The sequence below is a fragment of the Flavobacterium sp. HTF genome (assembly GCF_003105115.1).
Lineage (GTDB): Bacteria > Bacteroidota > Bacteroidia > Flavobacteriales > Flavobacteriaceae > Flavobacterium.
Genome location: NZ_QETH01000001.1, coordinates 63,362 through 85,314 on the forward strand (window position 1 = coordinate 63,362; position 21,953 = coordinate 85,314).

Consider the following 21,953-nt stretch of genomic DNA (forward strand, 5'->3'; position numbering starts at 1 on the left):
ATTATTTATTTAAAAGAATTGCTGCTTCCTTAGCAAAATAAGTCGAGATCAGACTGGCACCGGCGCGTTTGATACACATCAATTGTTCCATCATGATTTTGTCATTATCGAGCCAGCCTCTTTCTGCTGCGGCTTTGATCATGGCATATTCTCCCGAAACATGATAAACCGTTACCGGAACGTTTACAGCATTTTTTACTTCACGGACAATATCCAGATAGGCAATTCCGGGTTTTACCATCACCATATCAGCACCTTCTTCTACATCAGACAAAGCTTCTTTTATTGCTTCAATACGATTTGCATAATCCATCTGATAGGTTTTTTTATCTTTTGGAATATCGGTATTGTCAACAGGAGCAGAATCTAAAGCATCTCTGAAAGGACCATAAAATGCCGAAGCATATTTTGCCGAATAACTCATAATTCCGACATTTTGAAAACCAGCAGCATCAAGACCTTCGCGAAGGCGTAAAACCCTTCCGTCCATCATATCACTTGGTGCAACAAAATCGGCACCTGCTTCTGCATGTGAAACCGCCATTTTTACTAATGCTGCAACCGTGCTGTCGTTTTCCACATCACCGTTTGCAATAATTCCGTCATGGCCATAGATAGAATAAGGATCCAAAGCTACGTCGGGCATCACAATCATTTCCGGACAAGCGGCTTTGATGGCACGAATGGCCTGCTGCATTAGTCCGTCTTTATTCCAGGCTTCTTTTCCTGTGTTGTCTTTTAGTTTTTCGCCTACTTTCACATAAATGTTAACCGCACGAATTCCCAAAGCAAAAAGTTCTTTTACTTCTTCAACGGTTAAATCTATTGATCTGCGGAAAATCCCCGGCATTGAAGGGATTTCAACTTTTACATTTTCGCCTTCAGCAATAAACATCGGAAACATAAAGTCCGATGGACTTAAGCTGGTTTCACGTACTAAAGAACGAATAGATTCATTTACTCTTAATCTTCTGCCTCTGTGTAATGGGAACATAATAAGTATAGATTTTAGATTTCAGACTTTTGATTTTAACTTATGAAATGATAAGTCGTAATCTTATTCCTTAAATCGTGTTATTGTTTTTATTTAAATCCACTCAATTGGAGTTTCAAGGACTTTTAGTAGTTTTTCTTCTTCGCTTCCCGCTTCCGGATGATGATCGTAAACCCATTGAACATGTGGTGGAAGGCTCATCAGAATACTCTCAATTCTTCCGTTGGTTTTTAAACCGAATAATGTGCCTTTGTCATGAACCAAATTGAATTCAACATAACGGCCACGACGGATTTCCTGCCAGGTTCTTTGTTCCGGAGTGTAAGGAAGATTTTTTCTTCTTTCTACAATCGGGACATACGCTTCAAGGAAACTGTTACCAACTTCGGTTACAAAGTTGTACCAGTTTTCCATTGACATTGATTCATTTGCTTTGCAATAATCAAAGAATAAACCCCCTAGGCCACGGGCTTCATTTCGGTGTGCGTTCCAGAAATAAGAATCGCATTGTTTTTTATATTTTGGATAAAACTCCGGATTGTGTTTATCGCAGGCCGTTTTACAAGTCTGATGAAAGTGTTTTCCATCTTCTTCAAACAAATAATAAGGCGTTAAATCCTGTCCGCCGCCAAACCATTGTTCAATAACATTCCCTTTTTCATCATACATTTCAAAATAACGCCAGTTCGCATGAACCGTCGGAACCATTGGATTTTTTGGATGGATAACCAAACTCAGTCCGCAGGCAAAGAAATCAGCTTCACCAACGCCAAACATTTTTTGCATCGCTTCCGGCAATTTTCCATGAACGGCCGAAATGTTTACGCCGCCTTTTTCGAATACCCCCGGGCCTTCGGGACCGTTTTCAATTACGCGTGTTCTTCCGCCTCCGCCTTCAGGGCGTTTCCAGAGATCTTCACGAAATTTTGAAGTTCCGTCAACAGCTTCTAATCCCGCACAGATTTGATCCTGTAATTGTTGTATATAGGCGTAAAATTTATCTTTCATGATTTAGTGTATTCTGATTTAAGGAGTCCGAAGTAAACAGTGTTTTGCAATGTTCCGTCACCATTTCTGAACTCGTCCCTTAAAATTCCTTCTTGTTTAAAATTGTGTTTTAATGCGATTCGCTGGCTTGCGACATTAATTTCTGAGGTGCAGATGAATATTTTATTCAGCATCAATTCATTGAAACAGAAATCAAGTGCGTCAGAAACCATTTTAGAAGTAATTCCTTTTCCCTGATAATCTTCATCAGAAAAATAGCCAAACTCACATTTAGAGATACGGTAATCTATTGTTTTCACACATAAATAACCAATCAGATTGTTGGTTTTGATATCCCGTGCATAAAAGTGAAATCCTTCTTTGTTGTTTTCTTTTAGGAGACTGACAGCTATAAAATTTTTAGCTTTTTCTAAAGAATCTGAATTGGCCAGTGTTACAGGAAAAGTTTTTCCAATGTGATTTTTATTCTTGTCAATTAGTTTATAAAACTCTTCGGGAAGAATATTTTCAATTCGGTCTGTTTTCCAATCGGTAAAACCCATGTTTATTTATTTTTTAGAGAAGCAATTTTAGCATTTATTCCAAAGGAAAAAACTTTGCTTTCTGTCTGAATATATTGGTAGACAGCCAAAGCCTTACTTTCAAAATTATAGTTTTCAGTTTTAGAAAATTCTATTAGAAAATCTCCAAACTGTTCTAATTGCTCCCAGTCAAAATGAAGACGCATCAGCAATTTGATTAAATCTTCATTAGAATAATCAATTAAAGTTTCAAGGTTTAGTGCGAATTCCTTTAATTGATTTTCAAGAGCTGTTTTGTCAGAGTCATTCAAAGGATAAGGTACAAAAATAAGAGTCCGCAATGTTTTCAGGACATTGTCAATTCTGATTTTCTCTTCGTCTCGTAAACCTTTGTTTAACATGTTTTTTAGTTCTCCTGCAAGGTTTTCAAAACCTTGTAGGTATTCTGTTAGATATTAAATGTCGACATTATTAAACCTACAAGGTTTTGAAAACCTTGCAGGACAGATCTGAATTATTCAAAAGTATAAGTTTCATTTAAAAGATGATTTTTTTGATTGTGATAAAAGATAAAGTTTTTAAAATCTCCAAATAAGGTCAAAACTTCATCTCGTTCTATCTTACTCTCTTTGTCAGATAAAAATGCTCTGTAAGATGAGAATCTAAAATTTTTAAAATCTAAATCAAAATGATGTTTAGGATTTAAATGAACATAAACGATCAATTGCTTTAAATAGGTTTCGTCTTTTAATTTTATTCTTTTAAAATGTTTTTCAAATAAACTTCCAGTTCTGTTGAACTGCTTATTGAATGCTTTTGCATATGAATTAAACAAGTTTGAAAACGCCTGAATAACTTCTCTCTCTTCAGCATTCAGCCTAACCACTAAATGAAAATGATTATTCATCAAACAATAAGCAAAAATGGAAATTTTATTCTCCAAATATTTTGCTAATTGCTTTAAGAAATAAAGTTTATTAGCGTCATTTTCAAAAATGTTTGCTCCATTAATTCCTCGGTTATAAACATGATAGTAACAATCTTTTTGCAACACTTCAAGTTTCATTTTTAATTTGCCTTTATATTTATTGTAAGTTTTTACTGTAAATATAAAAACAACTTTTAAACCTACAAGGTTTTAAAAACCTTGCAGGATGTCAAACGAAAATTAATTCCCGTATTCCTTAACCGCGTCGATAAACGCTTTTGCATGATCTACAGGAATATTTGGTAAAATTCCGTGTCCTAAATTTACGATATACTTATCTTTTCCAAATTCGTCGATCATTTCGTGAACCATTTTTTTGATAGTCGGAATTGGGGAAAGCAATCTTGAAGGGTCAAAATTTCCTTGTAAAGTAATATTTCCACCAGACAAATAACGGGCATTTCTTGCAGAACAAGTCCAGTCAACTCCTAATGCAGAAGCACGGCTTTTTCCCATTTCACCAAGAGCAAACCAGCATCCTTTTCCGAAAACAATAACCGGAGCATGATCAGCCAAAGCTTCAACAATCTGGTTGATATATTTCCATGAAAATTCCTGATAATCAACAGGAGAAAGCATTCCTCCCCAGGAATCAAAAATCTGCACGGCATCAACTCCCGCTTTTACTTTTTCTTTTAAGTATAAAATAGTGGTATCGGTAATTTTTTGCAATAAAGTATGTGCAGCAGCCGGATTAGAAAAACAGAATCCTTTTGCCGTATCAAAACTTTTAGAACCTTTTCCTTCGACCGCATAGCAGAAAATAGTCCATGGCGAACCAGCGAAACCTATTAAAGGCACTTCGTCGTTCAGCATTTCTTTTGTCAGTTTAATGGCATCCATTACATAGCCTAAACTTTCCTGAATATCCGGAACGTAAACTCTGTGAACATCAGCCATAGAACGAATCGGATTCGGTAAAAACGGACCAAAATTCTCTTTCATTAAAACTTCAATTCCCATTGCCTGCGGTACAACTAAGATATCCGAGAATAAAATAGCAGCATCCGGAGCGATTCTGCGAATTGGCTGAACAGTGATTTCTGCTGCTAATTCCGGAGTCTGACAACGTGTGAAGAAATCGTATTTATCACGCAAAGCGATAAATTCTGGTAAATATCTTCCGGCCTGACGCATCATCCATACCGGCGGGCGCTGTACTATTTCTCCTTTTAATGCTTTTAAAAATAGGTCGTTTTTTAACATTTTTTTCTTGCTTTAGGCTTTAAGCTTTAGGCTTTAAGCGTTTGTTTTTAATTTAGCTTACGGCTTATAGCCTAAAGCTTATTGCTATTTATATTCTTGTAAAACATCTTCAATCACATCTTCAATGGTTGGCTGATCTGCGATGATGATATTTTTTGTAATTTTATGTAAAGCTTCTGCGGTCGTTTCTCCGATACAGAAACAGATTTCTTTTTTGATTGTATTCTCTTTCAGGTAACTCTTAACTCCCGACGGACTAAAAAATAAAATGGCATCTGGTGTGGTTTTTACTTTTTGAGAGTGCAGTGATGTATTGTAAACCTGAATTTCGTTGAATTTTATTCCCGCTTCTTTTAAAGCATCCGGTAAAGTATCCCTTCTTAAATTTCCACTGAAAAAAGTGTAGCTTTCATTAGAGTAAATCAACGTAATGATTTCGGCCAAATCTGAAGCATAACCTGTATAAGCAACGACATTGAAACCATTGTCAGCTAGTAAAGCTTTGGTTTTAAGACCAACGCAGTACACATTCTTTTTCTTTAGTTCTTCTGATTTTGGATTTGACAAAACACTATGAACCGCATTCTGACTTGTAAAAATCAGACTTTCATTGAGCTGCTGTAATTCAAAAGGTTTGTTTTCGGTTTTGATAAAATCAGCTTCAATAACTTCTAAGCCGTATTTTATCAACTCCTGTTTTTGAAGAGGAGATAATATTTTAGTAGATACTATTTGAATTGATTTTGCCATTATTTTTTGAGGGATTCTTTGATTTTCTGCATCAGTTCGGTTCCGCCATTATTTAAAATTTCCTGAGCCGAATGAAAACCTAATTTTTTCCATTCTGAAATATCAACGGTTTTGTCAATTTCAAGTTTTTGTTTTCCGTCAACAGAAAGTAAAACACCCTGAAAGTGCAGTGTATCCTCATCTTCATTATAATTTACCAAAGCTCCGATTGGTGCAGTACAGCCACCTTCAAGCGTTCTCAAAAACTGACGTTCAATGTATGTACAAATTTCAGTTTCAATATGATTTAATTGTGATAATGCATCCAGTGTATAATTGTCATTTTCCATTGCGACAACAAGCATTGCTCCTTGTGCCGGCGCCGGAATCATCCAGTCGAGGTTGATGTAATTTTCTGGTTTTAAGTTGATTCGTTCTAAACCAGCAGCAGCAAAAACAGCTCCGTCCCAGTTATTATCTTGTAATTTCTGCATACGCGTATTTACATTTCCGCGTAAATCAACTACAGTATGATTTGGGTATTTATTGAACCATTGTGCCTGACGACGCAAACTTCCGGTCGCAATAGTACTTGGATTAGTAAAATCCGGATTTCCTTTATGAACTAAAATATCCAAAACATTGGCTCTTTCCAGAACAGCCGCCTGAACAATTCCTTTTGGTAAAGCGGTTGGAACATCTTTCATCGAATGCACAGCAATATCAATATCACCGTTAATCATTGCGATGTCCAGGGTTTTAGTAAAAATTCCGGTAATTCCTAATTCGTAAAGAGGTTTATCCAGAATAATGTCGCCCTGCGATTTTACAGCAACAATTGAGGTTTTATAACCTAAGTCGTTTAGTTGTTTCTCGACAGTATGTGCCTGCCAAAGTGCTAATTCGCTGTCACGCGTTCCAATTCTGATTGTTTTTTCGGCCATTTTTTATTTTTTTACCATTAAGATATTAAGGTAATTAAGCTTTTCTTTGTCAAAGGGCATAAACTTAACTTTCTTAATATCGTAATGGTTCAAGCTTTTATTTAATCTATTAATCTTGCAAAATGATCATTTACAAGTGGTTTCATTGATTTTGTTATATTTAGAGTATTAAAATTGATTAATAAACCCTGAGGTCTTTGTAATAATTTCATGTAAGTTAATAATTGTGCTTCGTGAATTGGCAACAAATTTTCTATTGCTTTTAATTCAACTACAACACAATCGTTTACAAGTAAATCAATTCTTAAATCAGATTCTAATTCAAGATCGTAATAATCTATTTTAACAACTAATTGTTGTTTAACATCGTATCCATTTTGTTCTAATTCGTATTTGAGGCATTGTTCATAAATACTTTCTAAAAGTCCAGGGCCTAAAGGTTTATGCACTTTTATAGCAAAACCTGTTATTTCATAAGCCAATTGTGTAACCTCTTTTTTTGTCATAGAACTTTTTTATTTTTTACCATTAAGATATTAAGAAAGTTAAGTTTTGCTTTGTACATACGCAAAGCTTAACTTTCTTAAAAATTTAATGGTTTCTATTTCTGCATTTAATCTTAATTACCTTAATACCTTAATGGTAAAAATAAAAACTTAAGATGCTTTTATTTTGAAGACTTTTTCGATCCATTCGATGCTTTCGTCAACCATAGTATCGTCATCTTTTAAATGATTGGCAAAGTGAGTAGTGATTTTCTGAATGATTCTGTTGCTGATGATTTCAGCCTGTTCTTCATTAAAATCGGTGATTTTTCTGCTTTGAAAATCTAATTCCGAATTTTTAATGGCATTCAGTTTTTCTTTTAAGGCATTTATGGTTGGAGCAAATTTGCGTCCTTTCATCCAGGTTACAAATTCCTCTTTAATTTCTTCGATAATAGCTTCTGCAGCAGGAATATGTAACTTTCTGTTTTCTAAAGTTTCGTCTGTAAGCTGAGACAAATAATCCATATGGATTAAAGTAACACCTTCTAATTCCTCTACATTTTCATGTACATTTTTAGGAATGGATAAATCTAAGATCAGCAAAGGTTTTTTAAGATTTAAAATAGCTTTGTCAACCGTTGGATTTTGTGCTCCCGTTGCTACCACTACCACATCCGCTTTTTGAAGTTCAAGATGCAATTCAGAATAATCTTTAACAATCAGATTTAGTTTTCCGGCCAGTTTCTCTGCCTTGTCTTTTGTTCTGTTTATTAAAGTGATGTGTTCATTTTTGGTATGTTTTACCAGATTTTCGCAGGTGTTTCTTCCGATTTTCCCGGTTCCGAAAAGCAAAATATTTTTATTGCTGATATCTTCAACATTTTTAAGAATGTATTGAACCGAAGCAAAAGAAACCGAAGTCGCACCAGAACTAATTTCTGTTTCGTTTTTAATTCTTTTGCTTGCCTGAATTACCGCATTGACCAGTCTTTCCATAAAAGTATTGGCCAATCCCATTGATTTGGAATGGATAAAACTGGTTTTGATTTGAGATATAATTTCAAAATCGCCCAGAATCTGACTGTCTAAACCAGTTCCTACACGAAAAAGATGATTAATTGCTTCCTGATTTTTATAAACGAAACCTACTTTTTGAAAAGCATCAACAGAACCGTTGCTGTTATCACAGATAAGTTTTATTAATTGAAAAGGGTGTTCTGCAAAACCGTAGATCTCGGTTCTGTTGCATGTCGAAGTGACAAGTAAACTTTCTATTCCTTCAGTTTTAGCTTGTTCCAGCAAACGTGTTTTCGCAGCAGCATCCAGGCTAAATTGACCTCTTACCTCAGCATCAGCTTTTTTATAACTCAGACCAACGGAGTAAAAATAAAGGTGTTTCGGTACGTTATTGTTTTCCATAAATTCACTTTCATAAAAGTGCAACAAAATTATTACTATAGCATTGATAAAAATAACGCTCAAAGTACTTTTTATGTCGCTATATGTTTTTTTGAACCTAAATAGGTGTTTTTGAGTAAAAAGAAGTATTTTTGTAGCAAAATCAATTGGTTTGAAAGGGTTTGTTTAGAGTGATTCTAAATAAGATTCTGCTTTTGATTCGATTTTAGTTTTAAAAAAATATCGCTATGAGTTCTCAGGAAATTATAAAAATTGAAGACGACTTTACGCTTATCCGTTTTCAAAACGACAGTTTAGAACCATTTTTTGCCCAACATGAAATAGGTACTGGACTGATACAGTTTCACTTTGGTATAAAAGGAAATGCAAAATTCCTGTTTAATCAGGGCAATTATGCTTTGGAACTGAAGGAAGAAAAATCGCTTCTTTTATACAATCCGCAGAAAGAATTACCGCTAAATTTAGAACTCGCTCCAAATTCATGGGTGATTTCTGTCATTGTTTCCATCAAGAAATTTCACGCGTTGTTTTCTGCAGAAGCAGATTATATTACTTTTTTAAGTCCTGATAATAAGGACAAAAAGTATTATAACGAAGGAAATATCAGTCCCTCAATGGCTATTGTGTTAAGTCAGCTGTTTCATTATAACCTTCATCCATCCATAAAAAATCTTTATTATAAAGGAAAAGGGTACGAATTGCTGAGTTTATATTTTAACAGAACAGAAGACCCAAATGCAGAACAATGTCCGTTTTTGATTGATGAAGATAATGTTTTAAAAATCAGAAAGGCTAAAGAAATCATCATCGCCAATATGGCCGAGCCGCCGGGATTACAAGAACTCGCAGATGAAATTGGTCTGAATCTGAAGAAACTCAAAATGGGCTTTAAGCAAATTTATGGAGATACGGTTTACGGTTTCCTTTTTGATTACAAAATGGATTTCGCCCGAAAACTTCTTGACAGCGGTTCTTATAATGTAAACGAAGTAGGACTTAAAATTGGCTACAGTACCGGAAGTCACTTTATAGCAGCATTCAAGAAAAAGTTTGCTACAACTCCTAAAAAGTATTTGATGTCGATTAATACGAATGTTTAGATTTTGCCACTAATTAGCACGAATTAAAAAATCTGCAAGATCTGCGAAATCTGCGTGAAAATTTTTAACAATATTGATTTTCGATATTCCACAATAATTAAAAAGTAATAATTATCATATTTCTAAAAAGAAGCAAGTTCTACTTTTGACGAAATTTTTAAAAACAAATAAAGCTTAAAGCAAAAACACATAATGAAAGGCGTATTATTAGTAAACTTAGGATCTCCGGATAGTCCAACACCAAAAGATGTAAAACCCTATTTAGACGAATTTTTAATGGATAAATACGTGATCGACGTTCCGTATTTATTAAGAGCATTATTGGTTCGCGGTATTATTTTAAGAAAAAGACCGGAAGAATCAGCACATGCTTACGCAAAAATTTGGTGGGAAGAAGGTTCTCCATTAGTAGTTCTTTCTGAAAGAATGCAGAAAAAAGTACAGCCTTTGGTAAATGTTCCGGTTTCGCTGGCAATGCGTTACGGAAGCATGACCATAGAAAAAGGACTTCAGGAATTAAATGATAAAGGAGTTACAGAAGTATTGCTTTTTCCTTTATACCCACAATATGCCATGGCTTCGACTTTGACTATTTTGGTAAAAGCGGAAGAAATTCGCAAGAAGAAATTCCCTCATATGACTTTTACAGATGTTCCGGCATTTTACAACAAACCGGATTATATCAAAAACCTGGCAGATTCAATTCAAAAACATTTAGTTGGATTTGAATACGATCACTTGCTGTTTTCCTATCATGGAATTCCGGAGCGTCACATCCGCAAAACCGATGTAACCAAATCACATTGCAAAATTGACGGGTCTTGTTGTAACACACCTTCGCCGGCACATGATTTTTGTTATCGTCACCAATGTTATGAAACCACAAAACAAGTCGTAAAATTATTAGGCCTTCCGGAAGACAAATACAGCTTAACTTTTCAATCCCGTTTAGCTGGGGATAAATGGTTAGAACCTTATACGGATGTAGAAATTGATAACATGCCTGCAAAAGGAATTAAAAAACTGGCGGTTGTAACACCTGCTTTCGTTTCAGATTGTCTTGAAACTCTTGAAGAAATTGCCATGCGTGCCAAAGAAGATTTTGAGAAAAATGGAGGAGAAGAGTTTTTGGCTGTTCCATGTCTGAATGATGATGACGAATGGTGTGAAACTGTTGGTAACTGGATTAATGATTGGGCGAAATAAAATTTAGTTTCAGGTTTCAAGTTAGAATCAACTTTAAGAAAAACCTGAAACCTGAAACCTGAAACCTGAAACAAATAACAATGGAATATTATAACTATCTAAAATCGCTGCATCTTATATTTGTAATAACCTGGTTTGCAGGTTTGTTTTATATTGTGCGTTTGTTTGTATACCAAATAGAAGCCAACGAAAAACCATCTCCTGAAAAGGAAATCCTGCAGGCACAATATAAAATCATGGCGTACCGTTTGTGGTATATTATTACATGGCCATCTGCAGTATTGGCAAGTATTTTTGCTTTTTGGATGCTGCTTTTTACCGATTTAGGAAATGCCTGGCTCAAAATGCCGTGGATGCACGTAAAATTGTGTTTCGTTTTTCTGTTATATCTATATCACGGAAAATGCCATCAGATTTTCAAACAATTACAAAATGATGAGGTAAAATATTCCAATAATTTTATGCGTTTATGGAACGAAGGCGCAACGATTATTTTGTTTGCCGTTGTTTTTTTAGTAGTTTTAAAAAGCGCCATCAACTGGATTTTCGGTGTAATCGGAATTATTTTATTCTCAGTGTTAATTATGCTTGGATTTCGTTTTTATAAAAGAATTAGAGAAAGAAAATAGTTTTTTAGTTTCAGGTTTCAAGTTTCAAGTTGCCAAACGCAGCGTAACCTGAAACCGGAAACCTGAAACAGACAAAACAAAAAAAGATGTTAAACTTCAAAATGTCAATGCTGTCCCTTCGTACCAGGATTTTCCTGTCGATGATTGTATTGATTGTTGTGGCATCTTTTTTATTGGCATCGATTTCTATTATTCAGTTTAAAAACGAAGCCAAAGAATATCATCAGGAAAGATTAGAACGTAAAGAAAATGCGGTAAAAGAACATATCAATTATGTTTTAGCGACTACAACCTATCCACTTAAGACGGGAAATTTAGATTTAATATTTAAAGATAAAATCCACGAATTAGCACAGATTCATAAAATCGAAATCAATATTTTTAGTCTTGACGGCAAATTACTAAAGTCGTCAAAAGAATCTTTTGCGGTAGATAAAGCACCACCGCCAATCCCGGAATATATTCTAAAACTGGTCCGGTCGTCAATAGAAAAGCGTTTTGTAGATATTAAAACTATTGATGGTGTCAAAAACCGGTCTTCCTATAGTTTGATCAAAGATGAAAAATTCAAACCGCTTGGGATTTTAAATCTTCCATATTTAGAAGATGACGGTTATTATGACAATGAATTAAACACTTTTTTAATCCGTTTAAGCCAGGTGTATTCTTTTATGCTTTTGGTTGCCTTTGCACTGGCTTACTTTCTGTCAACATATATCACAAAATCCTTAAAAACAATTTCAGACCGTTTAGAAGAAACCAATCTGGATCAGAAAAACGAGAAAATTGTACTTGAAGCCAACAGTAAAGAAGTCAACTTCCTGATTAAGGCTTATAACGGAATGGTTGACAAACTCGAAACCAGTGCCATAAAATTAGCGCAAAGCGAAAGGGAAGAAGCATGGCGCGAAATGGCAAAACAGGTTGCACATGAAATAAAGAATCCGCTAACGCCAATGCGACTGACGGTACAGAGTTTTCAGCGAAAATTTGATCCGAATGATCCTGATGTCAAACAGAAAATGAATGATTACTCAGAAACCCTAATCCAGCAGATTGATACCATGACTGCGGTGGCTTCGGCATTTTCGAATTTTGCTTCGATGCCGGCACAGCAAAACGAGACTTTAAATGTAGTTGAAGTGGTAGAACTCGCACTGGATATTTTTAATGAAGATTATATTGTTTTTGAAAGCCAGGAAGAAGAAATTATTTCCAAAATGGACCGAACACAGCTCATACGTGTTATTACGAACCTGGTTAAAAATGCAACGCAGGCAATTCCTGAAAGCCAGTTTCAGAAATCAATTCTTGTAACGGTTAAGCGAAGAAACAATAATGTTGAAATTGCCGTAAAGGATAACGGAATCGGAATTCAAAAACAGGATACAGGGCGTATTTTCGAACCGAAATTTACCACCAAAACCAGCGGTATGGGACTTGGTCTCGGAATTATAAAAAACATAATCGAAAATTACAAAGGAACAATTACCTTTGAATCTACATATGGTAAAGGAACCACATTCAGAGTTTCATTACCTATCACAAACTCTTAAACTAACCGTCATGAACTACGAAAACATTTTAATTTCTATTGAAGAAAGCATTGCAACCGTAACCATTAACAGACCTACAAAACTAAACGCATTAAATAAAGCGACTATTAGTGATCTGAATAAAGCCATAAAATTATTAGGCAAAAATGATGAGGTTCGTGTTATTGTTCTGACAGGAAGTGGTGAAAAAGCATTTGTTGCCGGAGCCGACATTTCAGAATTTGCAAATTATACAGTCGTTGAAGGAGCACAACTTGCCGCCGAAGGACAGGAGTCTTTATTTGATTATATAGAAAATTTAAAGAAACCCGTAATTGCAGCAGTAAATGGTTTTGCCCTTGGCGGAGGATTAGAATTAGCAATGGCGTGTCATTTTAGAATAGCATCTGATAATGCAAAAATGGGCTTGCCCGAAGTTACTCTGGGATTAATTCCGGGTTACGGAGGAACACAGCGTTTACCTCAGTTAGTTGGAAAAGGCCGTGCAATGGAAATGATTATGACTGCCACTATGATTTCTGCTGAAGAAGCAAAACAATACGGTTTGGTAAATCATGTAGTTTCTCAGGCAGAGTTACTTGATTTTACGAAAGGGATTGCCCAAAAAATCATCAAAAATGCTCCCTTTGCTATCGGAAAAGCAATAAAAGCAATCAATGCGAATTATACAGATGGCAAAAATGGTTTTGATACCGAAATCAAATCATTTGGAAAATGTTTTGGAACCCAGGATTTTAAAGAAGGAACTACTGCATTTCTGGAAAAACGTAAAGCTGAATTTACAGGAAAATAATTTTTCTTAAACGCAAAGTTCGCAAGGGATTACACAAAGCACGTTAGAAAATTTAAAAACTTAGCGAACCTTGCGTAAATCTTTGCGAACTTTGCGGTTAAAATAATAGACAAAGGTTTTAGAAACTTAGAACCTCAGCATCTCAGAACCTTAGCAACTTAAAAAAATGTACGAACCAATATTTGCCCTTTTTTGTGAACGAGTTAAAGAAAGTATCCAGGCCGGAACTTTCGCAAAATTAACGTTGGCAAAAACCATGGGCGACACCGAAATCAAAAACATCTATTTCAGATTAGTTTTAAATGAAGATAATACGTTTTCAATTTCATTAACTACCCGTTATAAAACAGAAGAAATTGAAAGTATTCATACTTTAGATGAAGCTTTATTGGTTTTAGGTTCTTACATCAAAAAACCATTTCTAACCGCACTTTTGTTTACAACAGACAACGACGTTACTTTCAAAGTAAATAAGAAGAATGCGGGAAGTATTATCGAACAGCCGCCAACTTTTAAAAATGCATCGCCTGTTATGTTGGAAATGATTGAAAAAGGGATTGTTTAAAGAATATTTTGTTCAGTTGAATAAAAATAGTAACCCGTAAAACGTAAATAGTTTTACGGGTTTTTTGTTTTTTTTTAATATAACTAAGTCTTTTTCGGGTATTTTGATACAACAGGTAATAATAATTTTGCAAAAAATTATAAGGTGTTTAAAATGAAAGAGTACAGAGTAAAAAAGGGCTTAAGATTATTAGTTAATATTTTGGCATCACTTGTTATACTGTTTTACGGAGGATTGACAATTGCCATAATAGTTCCTCCTTTTAATACATTTACTGAGGAAATGCAACAATCCATGCCGGGGTGGTGGGTGCCTGTCTTGCTTATTACAATGATTGTTTTGATGATATTAGTAATAATTTCTATAAAGAAAAGAAAAGTAATTATTACAGATGAATCTATAATTTCAATCAGCTTATTGAGCAGGAGAGAATTGAAATTTAATGAGATTAAAAATTTCAATGTTTTTAAAAACCCAAAAGCTCCGGTAGAACACATTGGCATTTCTCCTCTAAATTCATCCAAAAAGATGATTAATATTAGCAATTTATTTGAAAACTCAGAAGAGATAAAGGCTATTTTGAGTTCTAAAGCAGTTGATTTGGATGCCGAAAAGAAAAAAGCATTATTAGAAAAGATAGAGAAGGAGCATCAGGAAATTTTAGCAAATAACGATTTTGGCTTTACAGTTGAAGAACGAGAAGGTAAATTAAAAAAAACCCGCTTATTTGCCAATATCCTAAATGGTATAACAGCTGTTGTTATGGTTTGGCTGTTTTTTTACCCGAGGCCATATAAATACGCACTAATAGCTTGTGTTTCTCTGCCTTTTATCGGTTTTTTAGCAGTGAAATTCTGGAAAGGCTTAATTCGAATTGATGCTGAAAAAGGAAGTGTGCATCCAACGGTAGCTTTTCCTGTAATTTTTCCAGGTATTATACTGTTTTTAAGAGTGCTGTTAGATTTTTCTATAGATGACTACTCCAATATCTGGATGCCTGCAATATTGATTTCTGTAATTTTTGCGGGTTTTATGATAGCAGTAGAAAAGAAAAAGCCTTTAAAAAAAGCTATATACTATTTTTCAATAATAGGTTTTGCGGTCTTTGGGTTCATTTATGGGTATAGTGCTGTTGTGGCGACAAATTGCGTATTTGATAATTCTGTTCCTAAAGTGTTTTCAACGACTATTGTAAACAAGCAAGTTAGTGGTAGTAAATACACAAGTTACGATTTATACCTGTCTCCGTGGGGCAAGAAAACTGAAATTGAAAAAATCTCAATTGATAGCGATATGTACAATAACCTGAATAACGGGGATAAAGTATCTGTTTATCAATTTAAAGGAAGGTTTGATATTCCTTGGGTTGTTGTTGGTTATGGAGATAAATAGTAGTTTGTAAAGAATTTTCACAATGAATTCAGTTATTTTAAAAGAGAAAATTTTTAAACAAGCAAGCCTGATAACCAAAACTATCAATTATGTAAGTATAGGAATTGTAATTTGGATTTTAAAATTTCCAGAGTGTTACAATTATATGTTAATTGCCTGTCTATTAATGCCAATTATCGGGATACTATTTGTTAGATTGTCAAACGGAATAATCAAAATAGAAGCAAAAAGAAATAGTTCAAATCCGAATGCTCTTCCTGTTTTCCTTCCTTCTTTATTTTTAGCATTTAGAATTTATTCTGATTTTAATATTCAGGATTATTCTAAAATGTGCTTTCCTGTTGGGATTATAACAATTGTTTTCTCCGCATTTTTTTTAGTTGGCGATCGCAGTTATCTGGAAATTGATAACTGGTATAAAGTGATACTTCGAATTGTCCTTTTTTCATTTATATATGCTTTTGGTGTTGTTATAGGTTTTAATTGTGTTTTTGACAAATCAGCACCTAAAGTTTTTGCTTCAACAGTTATTTATAAGCGCATTCAAAGCATAGGAATTAAATCATATGAAATAGAAGTATCACGAGAAAAAAAATCAGAAAGAATGAAATTATCAATAGATGGAAATACCTACCATCAATTGCAAGTAGGAGGAAATGTAAAGACTTATGTGTTTACAGGGGTATTTAATATCCCTTGGGTTGATGTAAAGGATTAAAAGAAAGGTTGAGAAAAGATTGGTTTAATATTGCAAATCTTCTTTTCTAACTGTTAAAAGAAGAAAACATTAATATTTGTAAGAAAAACGCCTTATTTTTGTCGAATCATTAAAAAAGAATTTTAAAATGAATGTTTACAGTGTTTCAGAAAGATTAAAAGTTTTTATTCTCCTTTTTTCAGTATTGCAAATAGCATTTTTCACTGGATTATTGCTGATTCCGTTTATTACACTACCAACCAAATCGCTTGCAGCAAAGATTTACTATTCTTGTTCTTCATCCATTTTTCTTTCTTATTTAATGCCTTTAGTGTTTTTTACTGCCATTGTCATATTTGTTGTTTTGATTGTAAGCACTTTTAAGAAAAAAGTAGTTATTACCGATAGTGCAATAATTTCAAAAGACTTTTTTAATACCCGTAAGTTAAGCTTTAATGAGGTTAAAGGTTTTAAAGTAAGTCACTTTGGAGTTGATATAGTACCAAATTCAAATAGAAAAAAACAAATCTCAATACACCTTTTTAGTCTGAACAGAACAGATAACCTGATGCAGAATTTAGAATTTAGATTTACGAATTTAGATTTTAATGTAGATTAATCCAGATTGCCTTAGATGTTGTGTGTATGAAAAACCAACAATATTTTAAAAAAATATAATGTCAAAAATGAAAGAATATAGAGTAAAAACAAGTGTAAGACGATTAGTTTATACATTGAGTTTAATAGCAATACTTATGTACGTATTATTGATATTAGAAGAAATACATGGGCGTATGCCACAAAAAGGTATAATCGCATTATTTCTATCTATGATACCAATAGTGATAATCTCAATGAGGGCTACAAAAAAAAACAGAATCATTGTCACAGGCGAATCCATAATTTCAATAGGTCTAATGACTAAGACAGAATTAAAATTCAGTGAAATAAAAGGTTTTGATACATTAAGATTTCCTTACAAACTAAATGTGTTAGAATACATTCGGATTTTTTCTGGATCTGGTAAAAAATATATAGATATTAGTAATTTTATAGAAAACAGAAATGAACTAAAATCTTTTCTAAATTCAAAAATTACAAATTTTGATAAATAGATAGAGATTTCGCCTGATTAAATAGCACATATTTAAACCAGCTTCACAAACAAATTAGAAGCTATTTTATTCGAAATAGACATCTCCTTTCCATTCACTTTTATTTTTACCGATAAATCAAAAGATTCTTTAGACAGAAATTCGATTTTAGAACCCAAAGCAATTTCCTGCTTATCCAGATATTTCAGAAATTCAGAAGAAGTATCTTTTACACCTACACAAATACCCGTTTGGTTTTCATTTAATTCAGAAAGCAATTGTTTTTCAATCTTTACGATTCTTCCGTTTGCATCCGGAATCGGATCGCCATGTGGGTCTTCTGTCGGATTTCCAAGAAAATCATCCAGGCGGTTAATCAGTTGTTCCGATTTAATATGTTCCAGTTGTTCTGCAATATCATGTACCTCATCCCAACTGAAGTTTAACTTTTCTACCAAAAACACTTCCCACAAACGATGTTTCCTGACAATCATCTTTGCGGCCAGTTTTCCGTTTTCGGTCAAAGAAACACCCTGGTATTTTTTATAATTTACTAAATCCTTTTCTGATAGCTTTTTAAGCATATCTGTAACAGACGAAGCCTTGGTTTCCATCATTTCAGCAATAGAATTAGTGCTTACTTCCGTTTCCAGGGAAGCAGTTAGATGATAGATTGCTTTTAAGTAATTTTCTTCTGAGAAGGTCATTTTTTTTAAGATTCTAAGGGTCTAAGATGCTGAGGTTCTAAGTTTTCTTTTAAGGGTTTTTATAAAAAACCTTAGAATCTTAGAGCCTTAGCATCTCAGCATCTTTATTTCACAATCAACAAAGGTATTGAAATTTTATGTCTCAATTTATCTACTGTTGTACCAAAAAGGATATCTTTTAAACCAGTGTGACCGTGGGTTCCCATAACAAGAATGTCAAAACTGCCTTCATTGATTATTTTCGGAATTATCTTGTTTGGTTTTCCAAATCCGAGTTCGGTTTTGATTTTAAATCCTTTCTCAGAAAGCATTTGCTTGTATTCGAGCAGAAGTTTTTCATCAATCGTAGTTTCATGATCATGCACATGGACACCATACATTAATGCGCCAACGGTTTCCACTATGTGAATCAAAGTATATTGTGCTTCAATGCCGCCCAGTTCAAAAGCCTTGTTTAAAGCCGCCTCATCAGCATTTGAAAAATCAACTGAAATGGCAATGTTTTGAACAATCTGACTTTCTCTTGGAGTAAACTTAAGTTGTAGATTATGCGGAGAATGATTTACCATAGGTTTAGCTTTTGTTATAAAAGGGTTCACAACGATATAAAGCAGTAAACCTAAAAAGCCAAAAGCCAAAGGAACAACGGTCAGCCAAAGTATTACAGGGTGACTGGAGCTTTCGAGCCAGGAAGTAATTTCGTCATAAACCAATTTTGCATTTAACGAAACGATGATCGCAGCAATAATCCAGGAAGCAACTTGTGTGGTTTTTGAAATATGAAAGCCATTCATTTTTGATTTATCGCTTACAAAGTGAATAAGCGGAATAATCGCAAAACCCAATTGTAAACTTAAAATTACCTGACTTAAGATTAATAGTTTTCCTGTGACACTTTCACCATAAATCAAAATTACAATTACAGCAGGAATGATCGCAATCAAACGGGTAACGATTCGTCTTACCCAAGGTTGGATTCTAAAGTGGAGATAGCCTTCCATTACAATTTGTCCCGCAAGAGTTCCCGTCACGGTAGAACTTTGCCCGGCTGCAATTAAGGCAACAGCAAAAAGGATTGGAGCCCACTTCGTTCCTAACAACGGTTCTAAAAACTGATGTGCATCCTGAATTTCGGCAACCTCAAACATTCCGTTTTTGTGGAAAGTGGCGGCGGCAAGAATTAAAATCGCGGCATTTACAAAAAACGCAAGGTTTAACGCAATGGTAGAATCGATAAAATTATATTTTAAAGCCTGTTTGATTCCGGCAGGAGTCCTGTCGAATTTTCGCGTTTGTACCAGAGAGGAGTGTAAGTACAAATTATGCGGCATAACGGTCGCACCTATAATTCCGATGGCAATATACAAAGCCGCTGAATTTGGGATAGATGGAATAAGTCCTTCCAAAACCTTGTGCATTTCTGGTTCTGCAAAAATCATTTCGAAAATAAAAGAAAAGCCAATAATAGCGACCAAAGCAATTATAAAAGCTTCCATTTTGCGAATTCCTTTATTAATCAGGAAAAGAAGTAAAAAGGTATCTAAAACGGTAATCAGCACTGCTTCGAGAAGCGGAATTCCAAATAATAGATTGATACCGATAGCCATTCCCAGAACTTCGGCAAGATCGCAGGCCGCAATTGCAATTTCTGCCAGAAAATATAAAATGTAGTTGATGTATTTTGAATACGTTTCTCTGGACGCCTGCGCAAGGTCGCGTTGTGTTACGATCCCGAGACGGGCGCTGAGACTCTGAAGCAAAAGCGCCATTAAGTTACTCATTAATAAAACCCATACCAAAGTATACCCAAACTGACTTCCGCCGGCAATATCGGTTGCCCAGTTACCAGGGTCCATATAACCGACGCTTACTAAATATGCCGGACCCAAAAAGGCTAAAATTTTTCTGAAACCCTTTTTTTTATGCTCGGTAGGTACCGATTGATTTACTTCTTCTAAAGATTTGGTCATTGCTAAAGTATTGATTTACCAAATATATAGAAAAATTATATGCGCACAACAATATTTTTAGACTCGCCTAAAACTTAAATGTTAGAATTTAAACAATTTGGGCATAGACCCGACAAGGTAAAATTGATGTCATTCACTTTATAATTGTGTGGAATAATATAACTCGGTTTTACACTTTCGAGGCAAGTTATCTCGTGACAATTCTCACAGCTAAAGTGAGCATGATTATGAATATGAACACGGCTCGCATGATTGCATTTGGCATATTTTACAGTTCCGTCCAAATCAACAATTTTATGTACAATATCATCATTTACCAATCGGTCTAGTATTCTGTAAATAGTAACACGATCACACAAATCCTTTGTTAATTTATGAATCTCTGAATGAGACAAGGCTGTTTTAGATTCCTTAAGAATCTCTGTAACCGCCGTCTTTGCTGTGGTGTTCCTCGTAGTTTTCATATAAGGGTGCTGAATATATTTAATGCAACTATGTTGCAAATTTAAAAAATAATGTATATTTGCAACATAGTTGCATTAAATAAATGTATAATAAAATGAAAAAAATTACCACCTCCATTTACGATATTTTAGGAATTTCAAGTGCCTCAGTTTGTCTGGTGCATTGCTTAATTTTTCCGATGCTTACGATCCTGCCTTTGGGCTTAAATCATAATCCGTATATCGATTTGGCTTTTGCTCTAATTGGACTTTTTGCAATTGTCAAAATTATTAAAAAAACAAATAGCATCATCTCGGGTATTCTTATAATATCAATAACACTAATCTGGATTAGTATTTTGACGGAAATCTTTTTGGAAATTCATCTCGATCTAATGTTTATTGGTGGAGTTGGTATGGTAATCGGCCATTTTTTAAATTATAAATCACATAAAAAATAACACTATGATACAACAACAAGATTTTGAGGTTATAATTGTGGGCGGAAGTTACAGCGGACTTTCAGCTGCTATGAGTCTCGGACGGTCACTGCGACAAGTTTTAGTTATAGACAGCGGATTGCCTTGCAACCGGCAAACACCACATTCGCATAACTTCATTACACATGATGGTGAAGTTCCTGCGGTTATTTCGGCAAAGGCCAAAGTACAAGTCGACTTTTATGATACAGTACAGTTTCATACAACATTGGCAATAAGCTGCACCAAAACAGCATCAGGATTTGAAGTCACAACAGCATCAGGATCTACTTTTACCGGAAAGAAAATATTGTTTGCAACCGGAGTAAAGGATTTATTACCCAGTATTCCAGGATTTTCTGAATGTTGGGGAATCTCTGTTATACATTGTCCGTATTGTCATGGATATGAAGTAAAGGCAGAGAAGACTGCTGTAATTGGCAACGGGGAATTGGGATTTGAATATGTAAAAATGATTTCAAACTGGACAAAAGATCTAAAACTTTTAACCAACGGAAAATCCATATTAACTTCCGCCCAACTGCAGACCCTTAAAAAGAAAAACATTGAAGTTGTAGAGGAAGAAATTGATTCATTCATTCACGAAAGTGGAAAAATTGAGGAGATTATTTTTAAAGACCGATCCAAAATTGATGTAAAAGCAATTTATGCGAGACCACCGTTTGAACAGCATTGTCTTTTACCAATAGAATTAGGCTGTGAATTGACAGAAACGGGACTGATTAAAGTTGACATGTTTCAAAAAACAACTATCGACGGAATATATGCATGCGGAGACAGCTGTATTCAGGCAAGGTCTGTGGCAATGGCAGTTTCATCAGGTTCTTTTGCAGGTGCCAGTATTAACAAAACATTGATTGATGAAAATTTCGTCTAGGTTTTGACGCAATTTATTCAACCCGGATTAAAATACTAATAGGTATGTGGTTTAATTGCTCTTATTTTAATGGATGTTACATATTCATTTTAAAGTTTTTAACTTAGAAACATTATTTGTCAAATTT

25 protein-coding genes are annotated in these 21,953 nt (G+C 34.4%); 12 read left to right on the top strand and 13 right to left on the bottom strand.

What is annotated here, in order from left to right; all coding sequences use genetic code 11:
• Window position 1: 1 nt before the first annotated feature.
• From hemB to hemA, 10 genes are all read right to left on the bottom strand, one after another.
• The gene (gene hemB / locus DCO46_RS00210; RefSeq protein WP_116750579.1) at window positions 2-994 is read right to left on the bottom strand and encodes a porphobilinogen synthase; all 993 of its coding nucleotides are present in this window, start codon (window positions 992-994) and stop codon (window positions 2-4) included.
• Window positions 995-1,087: 93 nt separating this feature from the next.
• Window positions 1,088-2,002, bottom strand: a complete 915-nt coding sequence (hemF, locus tag DCO46_RS00215) for an oxygen-dependent coproporphyrinogen oxidase (RefSeq protein WP_116750580.1) — start codon at window positions 2,000-2,002, stop codon at window positions 1,088-1,090.
• The gene (locus tag DCO46_RS00220; protein WP_116750581.1) at window positions 1,999-2,544 is read right to left on the bottom strand and encodes a GNAT family N-acetyltransferase; all 546 of its coding nucleotides are present in this window, start codon (window positions 2,542-2,544) and stop codon (window positions 1,999-2,001) included. Before DCO46_RS00220 ends, hemF begins: the two co-directional genes overlap by 4 nt.
• Window positions 2,545-2,546: 2 nt before the next feature.
• Complete coding sequence (locus DCO46_RS00225) at window positions 2,547-2,924, bottom strand: hypothetical protein (protein ID WP_116750582.1); 378 nt, start codon at window positions 2,922-2,924, stop codon at window positions 2,547-2,549.
• A gap of 113 nt (window positions 2,925-3,037) precedes the next feature.
• Window positions 3,038-3,589 carry a transposase gene (locus tag DCO46_RS00230; RefSeq protein ID WP_116750583.1) on the bottom strand — a complete coding sequence of 184 codons (552 nt, stop codon included), beginning with the start codon at window positions 3,587-3,589 and terminating at the stop codon, window positions 3,038-3,040.
• A gap of 102 nt (window positions 3,590-3,691) precedes the next feature.
• Complete coding sequence (hemE, locus tag DCO46_RS00235; RefSeq protein ID WP_116750584.1) at window positions 3,692-4,717, bottom strand: uroporphyrinogen decarboxylase; 1,026 nt, start codon at window positions 4,715-4,717, stop codon at window positions 3,692-3,694.
• A gap of 84 nt (window positions 4,718-4,801) precedes the next feature.
• Complete coding sequence (locus tag DCO46_RS00240; RefSeq protein WP_116750585.1) at window positions 4,802-5,467, bottom strand: uroporphyrinogen-III synthase; 666 nt, start codon at window positions 5,465-5,467, stop codon at window positions 4,802-4,804.
• A complete protein-coding gene (gene hemC, locus DCO46_RS00245) occupies window positions 5,467-6,390 on the bottom strand; it encodes a hydroxymethylbilane synthase (RefSeq protein WP_116750586.1) in 924 nt (307 codons plus the stop codon). The genes DCO46_RS00240 and hemC overlap by 1 nt, the downstream gene beginning before the upstream one ends.
• Before the next feature lie 101 nt (window positions 6,391-6,491).
• The gene (locus tag DCO46_RS00250) at window positions 6,492-6,896 is read right to left on the bottom strand and encodes a GxxExxY protein (RefSeq protein ID WP_116750587.1); all 405 of its coding nucleotides are present in this window, start codon (window positions 6,894-6,896) and stop codon (window positions 6,492-6,494) included.
• A gap of 150 nt (window positions 6,897-7,046) precedes the next feature.
• A complete protein-coding gene (hemA, locus tag DCO46_RS00255; RefSeq protein ID WP_116750588.1) occupies window positions 7,047-8,297 on the bottom strand; it encodes a glutamyl-tRNA reductase in 1,251 nt (416 codons plus the stop codon).
• Between the two features lie 227 nt (window positions 8,298-8,524).
• Between hemA and DCO46_RS00260 the strand changes: the two genes are divergently transcribed.
• The 10 genes from DCO46_RS00260 (at window position 8,525) to DCO46_RS00305 (ending at window position 17,350) form a co-directional block, all read left to right on the top strand.
• Window positions 8,525-9,397 (top strand): helix-turn-helix domain-containing protein, encoded by an 873-nt coding sequence (locus DCO46_RS00260; RefSeq protein ID WP_116750589.1) that lies wholly within the window; start codon window positions 8,525-8,527, stop codon window positions 9,395-9,397.
• A gap of 192 nt (window positions 9,398-9,589) precedes the next feature.
• Entirely contained in the window at window positions 9,590-10,603 is a 1,014-nt protein-coding gene (hemH, locus tag DCO46_RS00265; protein WP_116750590.1) for a ferrochelatase, read from the top strand.
• A gap of 80 nt (window positions 10,604-10,683) precedes the next feature.
• Complete coding sequence (locus DCO46_RS00270) at window positions 10,684-11,232, top strand: CopD family protein (RefSeq protein WP_116750591.1); 549 nt, start codon at window positions 10,684-10,686, stop codon at window positions 11,230-11,232.
• A 140-nt stretch (window positions 11,233-11,372) separates the two neighbouring features.
• The gene (locus DCO46_RS00275) at window positions 11,373-12,788 is read left to right on the top strand and encodes a sensor histidine kinase (RefSeq protein ID WP_116750592.1); all 1,416 of its coding nucleotides are present in this window, start codon (window positions 11,373-11,375) and stop codon (window positions 12,786-12,788) included.
• 10 nt (window positions 12,789-12,798) lie between these two features.
• Window positions 12,799-13,581, top strand: a complete 783-nt coding sequence (locus tag DCO46_RS00280) for an enoyl-CoA hydratase/isomerase family protein (RefSeq protein WP_116750593.1) — start codon at window positions 12,799-12,801, stop codon at window positions 13,579-13,581.
• A 166-nt stretch (window positions 13,582-13,747) separates the two neighbouring features.
• On the top strand, window positions 13,748-14,146 hold the full coding sequence (locus DCO46_RS00285; RefSeq protein ID WP_116750594.1) for a hypothetical protein: 399 nt from the start codon (window positions 13,748-13,750) through the stop codon (window positions 14,144-14,146).
• Between the two features lie 153 nt (window positions 14,147-14,299).
• Entirely contained in the window at window positions 14,300-15,538 is a 1,239-nt protein-coding gene (locus DCO46_RS00290) for a hypothetical protein (RefSeq protein WP_116750595.1), read from the top strand.
• A gap of 22 nt (window positions 15,539-15,560) precedes the next feature.
• Entirely contained in the window at window positions 15,561-16,256 is a 696-nt protein-coding gene (locus tag DCO46_RS00295; RefSeq protein ID WP_116750596.1) for a hypothetical protein, read from the top strand.
• Window positions 16,257-16,383: 127 nt separating this feature from the next.
• The gene (locus tag DCO46_RS00300; RefSeq protein WP_116750597.1) at window positions 16,384-16,854 is read left to right on the top strand and encodes a hypothetical protein; all 471 of its coding nucleotides are present in this window, start codon (window positions 16,384-16,386) and stop codon (window positions 16,852-16,854) included.
• 67 nt (window positions 16,855-16,921) lie between these two features.
• Complete coding sequence (locus DCO46_RS00305) at window positions 16,922-17,350, top strand: hypothetical protein (RefSeq protein ID WP_116750598.1); 429 nt, start codon at window positions 16,922-16,924, stop codon at window positions 17,348-17,350.
• A 32-nt stretch (window positions 17,351-17,382) separates the two neighbouring features.
• On the opposite strand, the gene DCO46_RS00310 is transcribed toward DCO46_RS00305, so the two are convergent.
• From DCO46_RS00310 to DCO46_RS00320, 3 genes are all read right to left on the bottom strand, one after another.
• Window positions 17,383-18,036, bottom strand: a complete 654-nt coding sequence (locus DCO46_RS00310; RefSeq protein WP_116750599.1) for a metal-dependent transcriptional regulator — start codon at window positions 18,034-18,036, stop codon at window positions 17,383-17,385.
• Window positions 18,037-18,140: 104 nt separating this feature from the next.
• Window positions 18,141-20,006 carry an Nramp family divalent metal transporter gene (locus tag DCO46_RS00315; RefSeq protein WP_116750600.1) on the bottom strand — a complete coding sequence of 622 codons (1,866 nt, stop codon included), beginning with the start codon at window positions 20,004-20,006 and terminating at the stop codon, window positions 18,141-18,143.
• A 74-nt stretch (window positions 20,007-20,080) separates the two neighbouring features.
• Window positions 20,081-20,470 (bottom strand): Fur family transcriptional regulator, encoded by a 390-nt coding sequence (locus DCO46_RS00320; RefSeq protein WP_116750601.1) that lies wholly within the window; start codon window positions 20,468-20,470, stop codon window positions 20,081-20,083.
• 95 nt (window positions 20,471-20,565) lie between these two features.
• Between DCO46_RS00320 and DCO46_RS00325 the strand changes: the two genes are divergently transcribed.
• Both DCO46_RS00325 and DCO46_RS00330 read left to right on the top strand, forming a co-directional pair.
• Complete coding sequence (locus DCO46_RS00325) at window positions 20,566-20,910, top strand: MerC domain-containing protein (RefSeq protein WP_116750691.1); 345 nt, start codon at window positions 20,566-20,568, stop codon at window positions 20,908-20,910.
• 4 nt (window positions 20,911-20,914) lie between these two features.
• On the top strand, window positions 20,915-21,826 hold the full coding sequence (locus DCO46_RS00330; RefSeq protein ID WP_116750602.1) for an NAD(P)/FAD-dependent oxidoreductase: 912 nt from the start codon (window positions 20,915-20,917) through the stop codon (window positions 21,824-21,826).
• Window positions 21,827-21,953 lie beyond the last annotated feature (127 nt).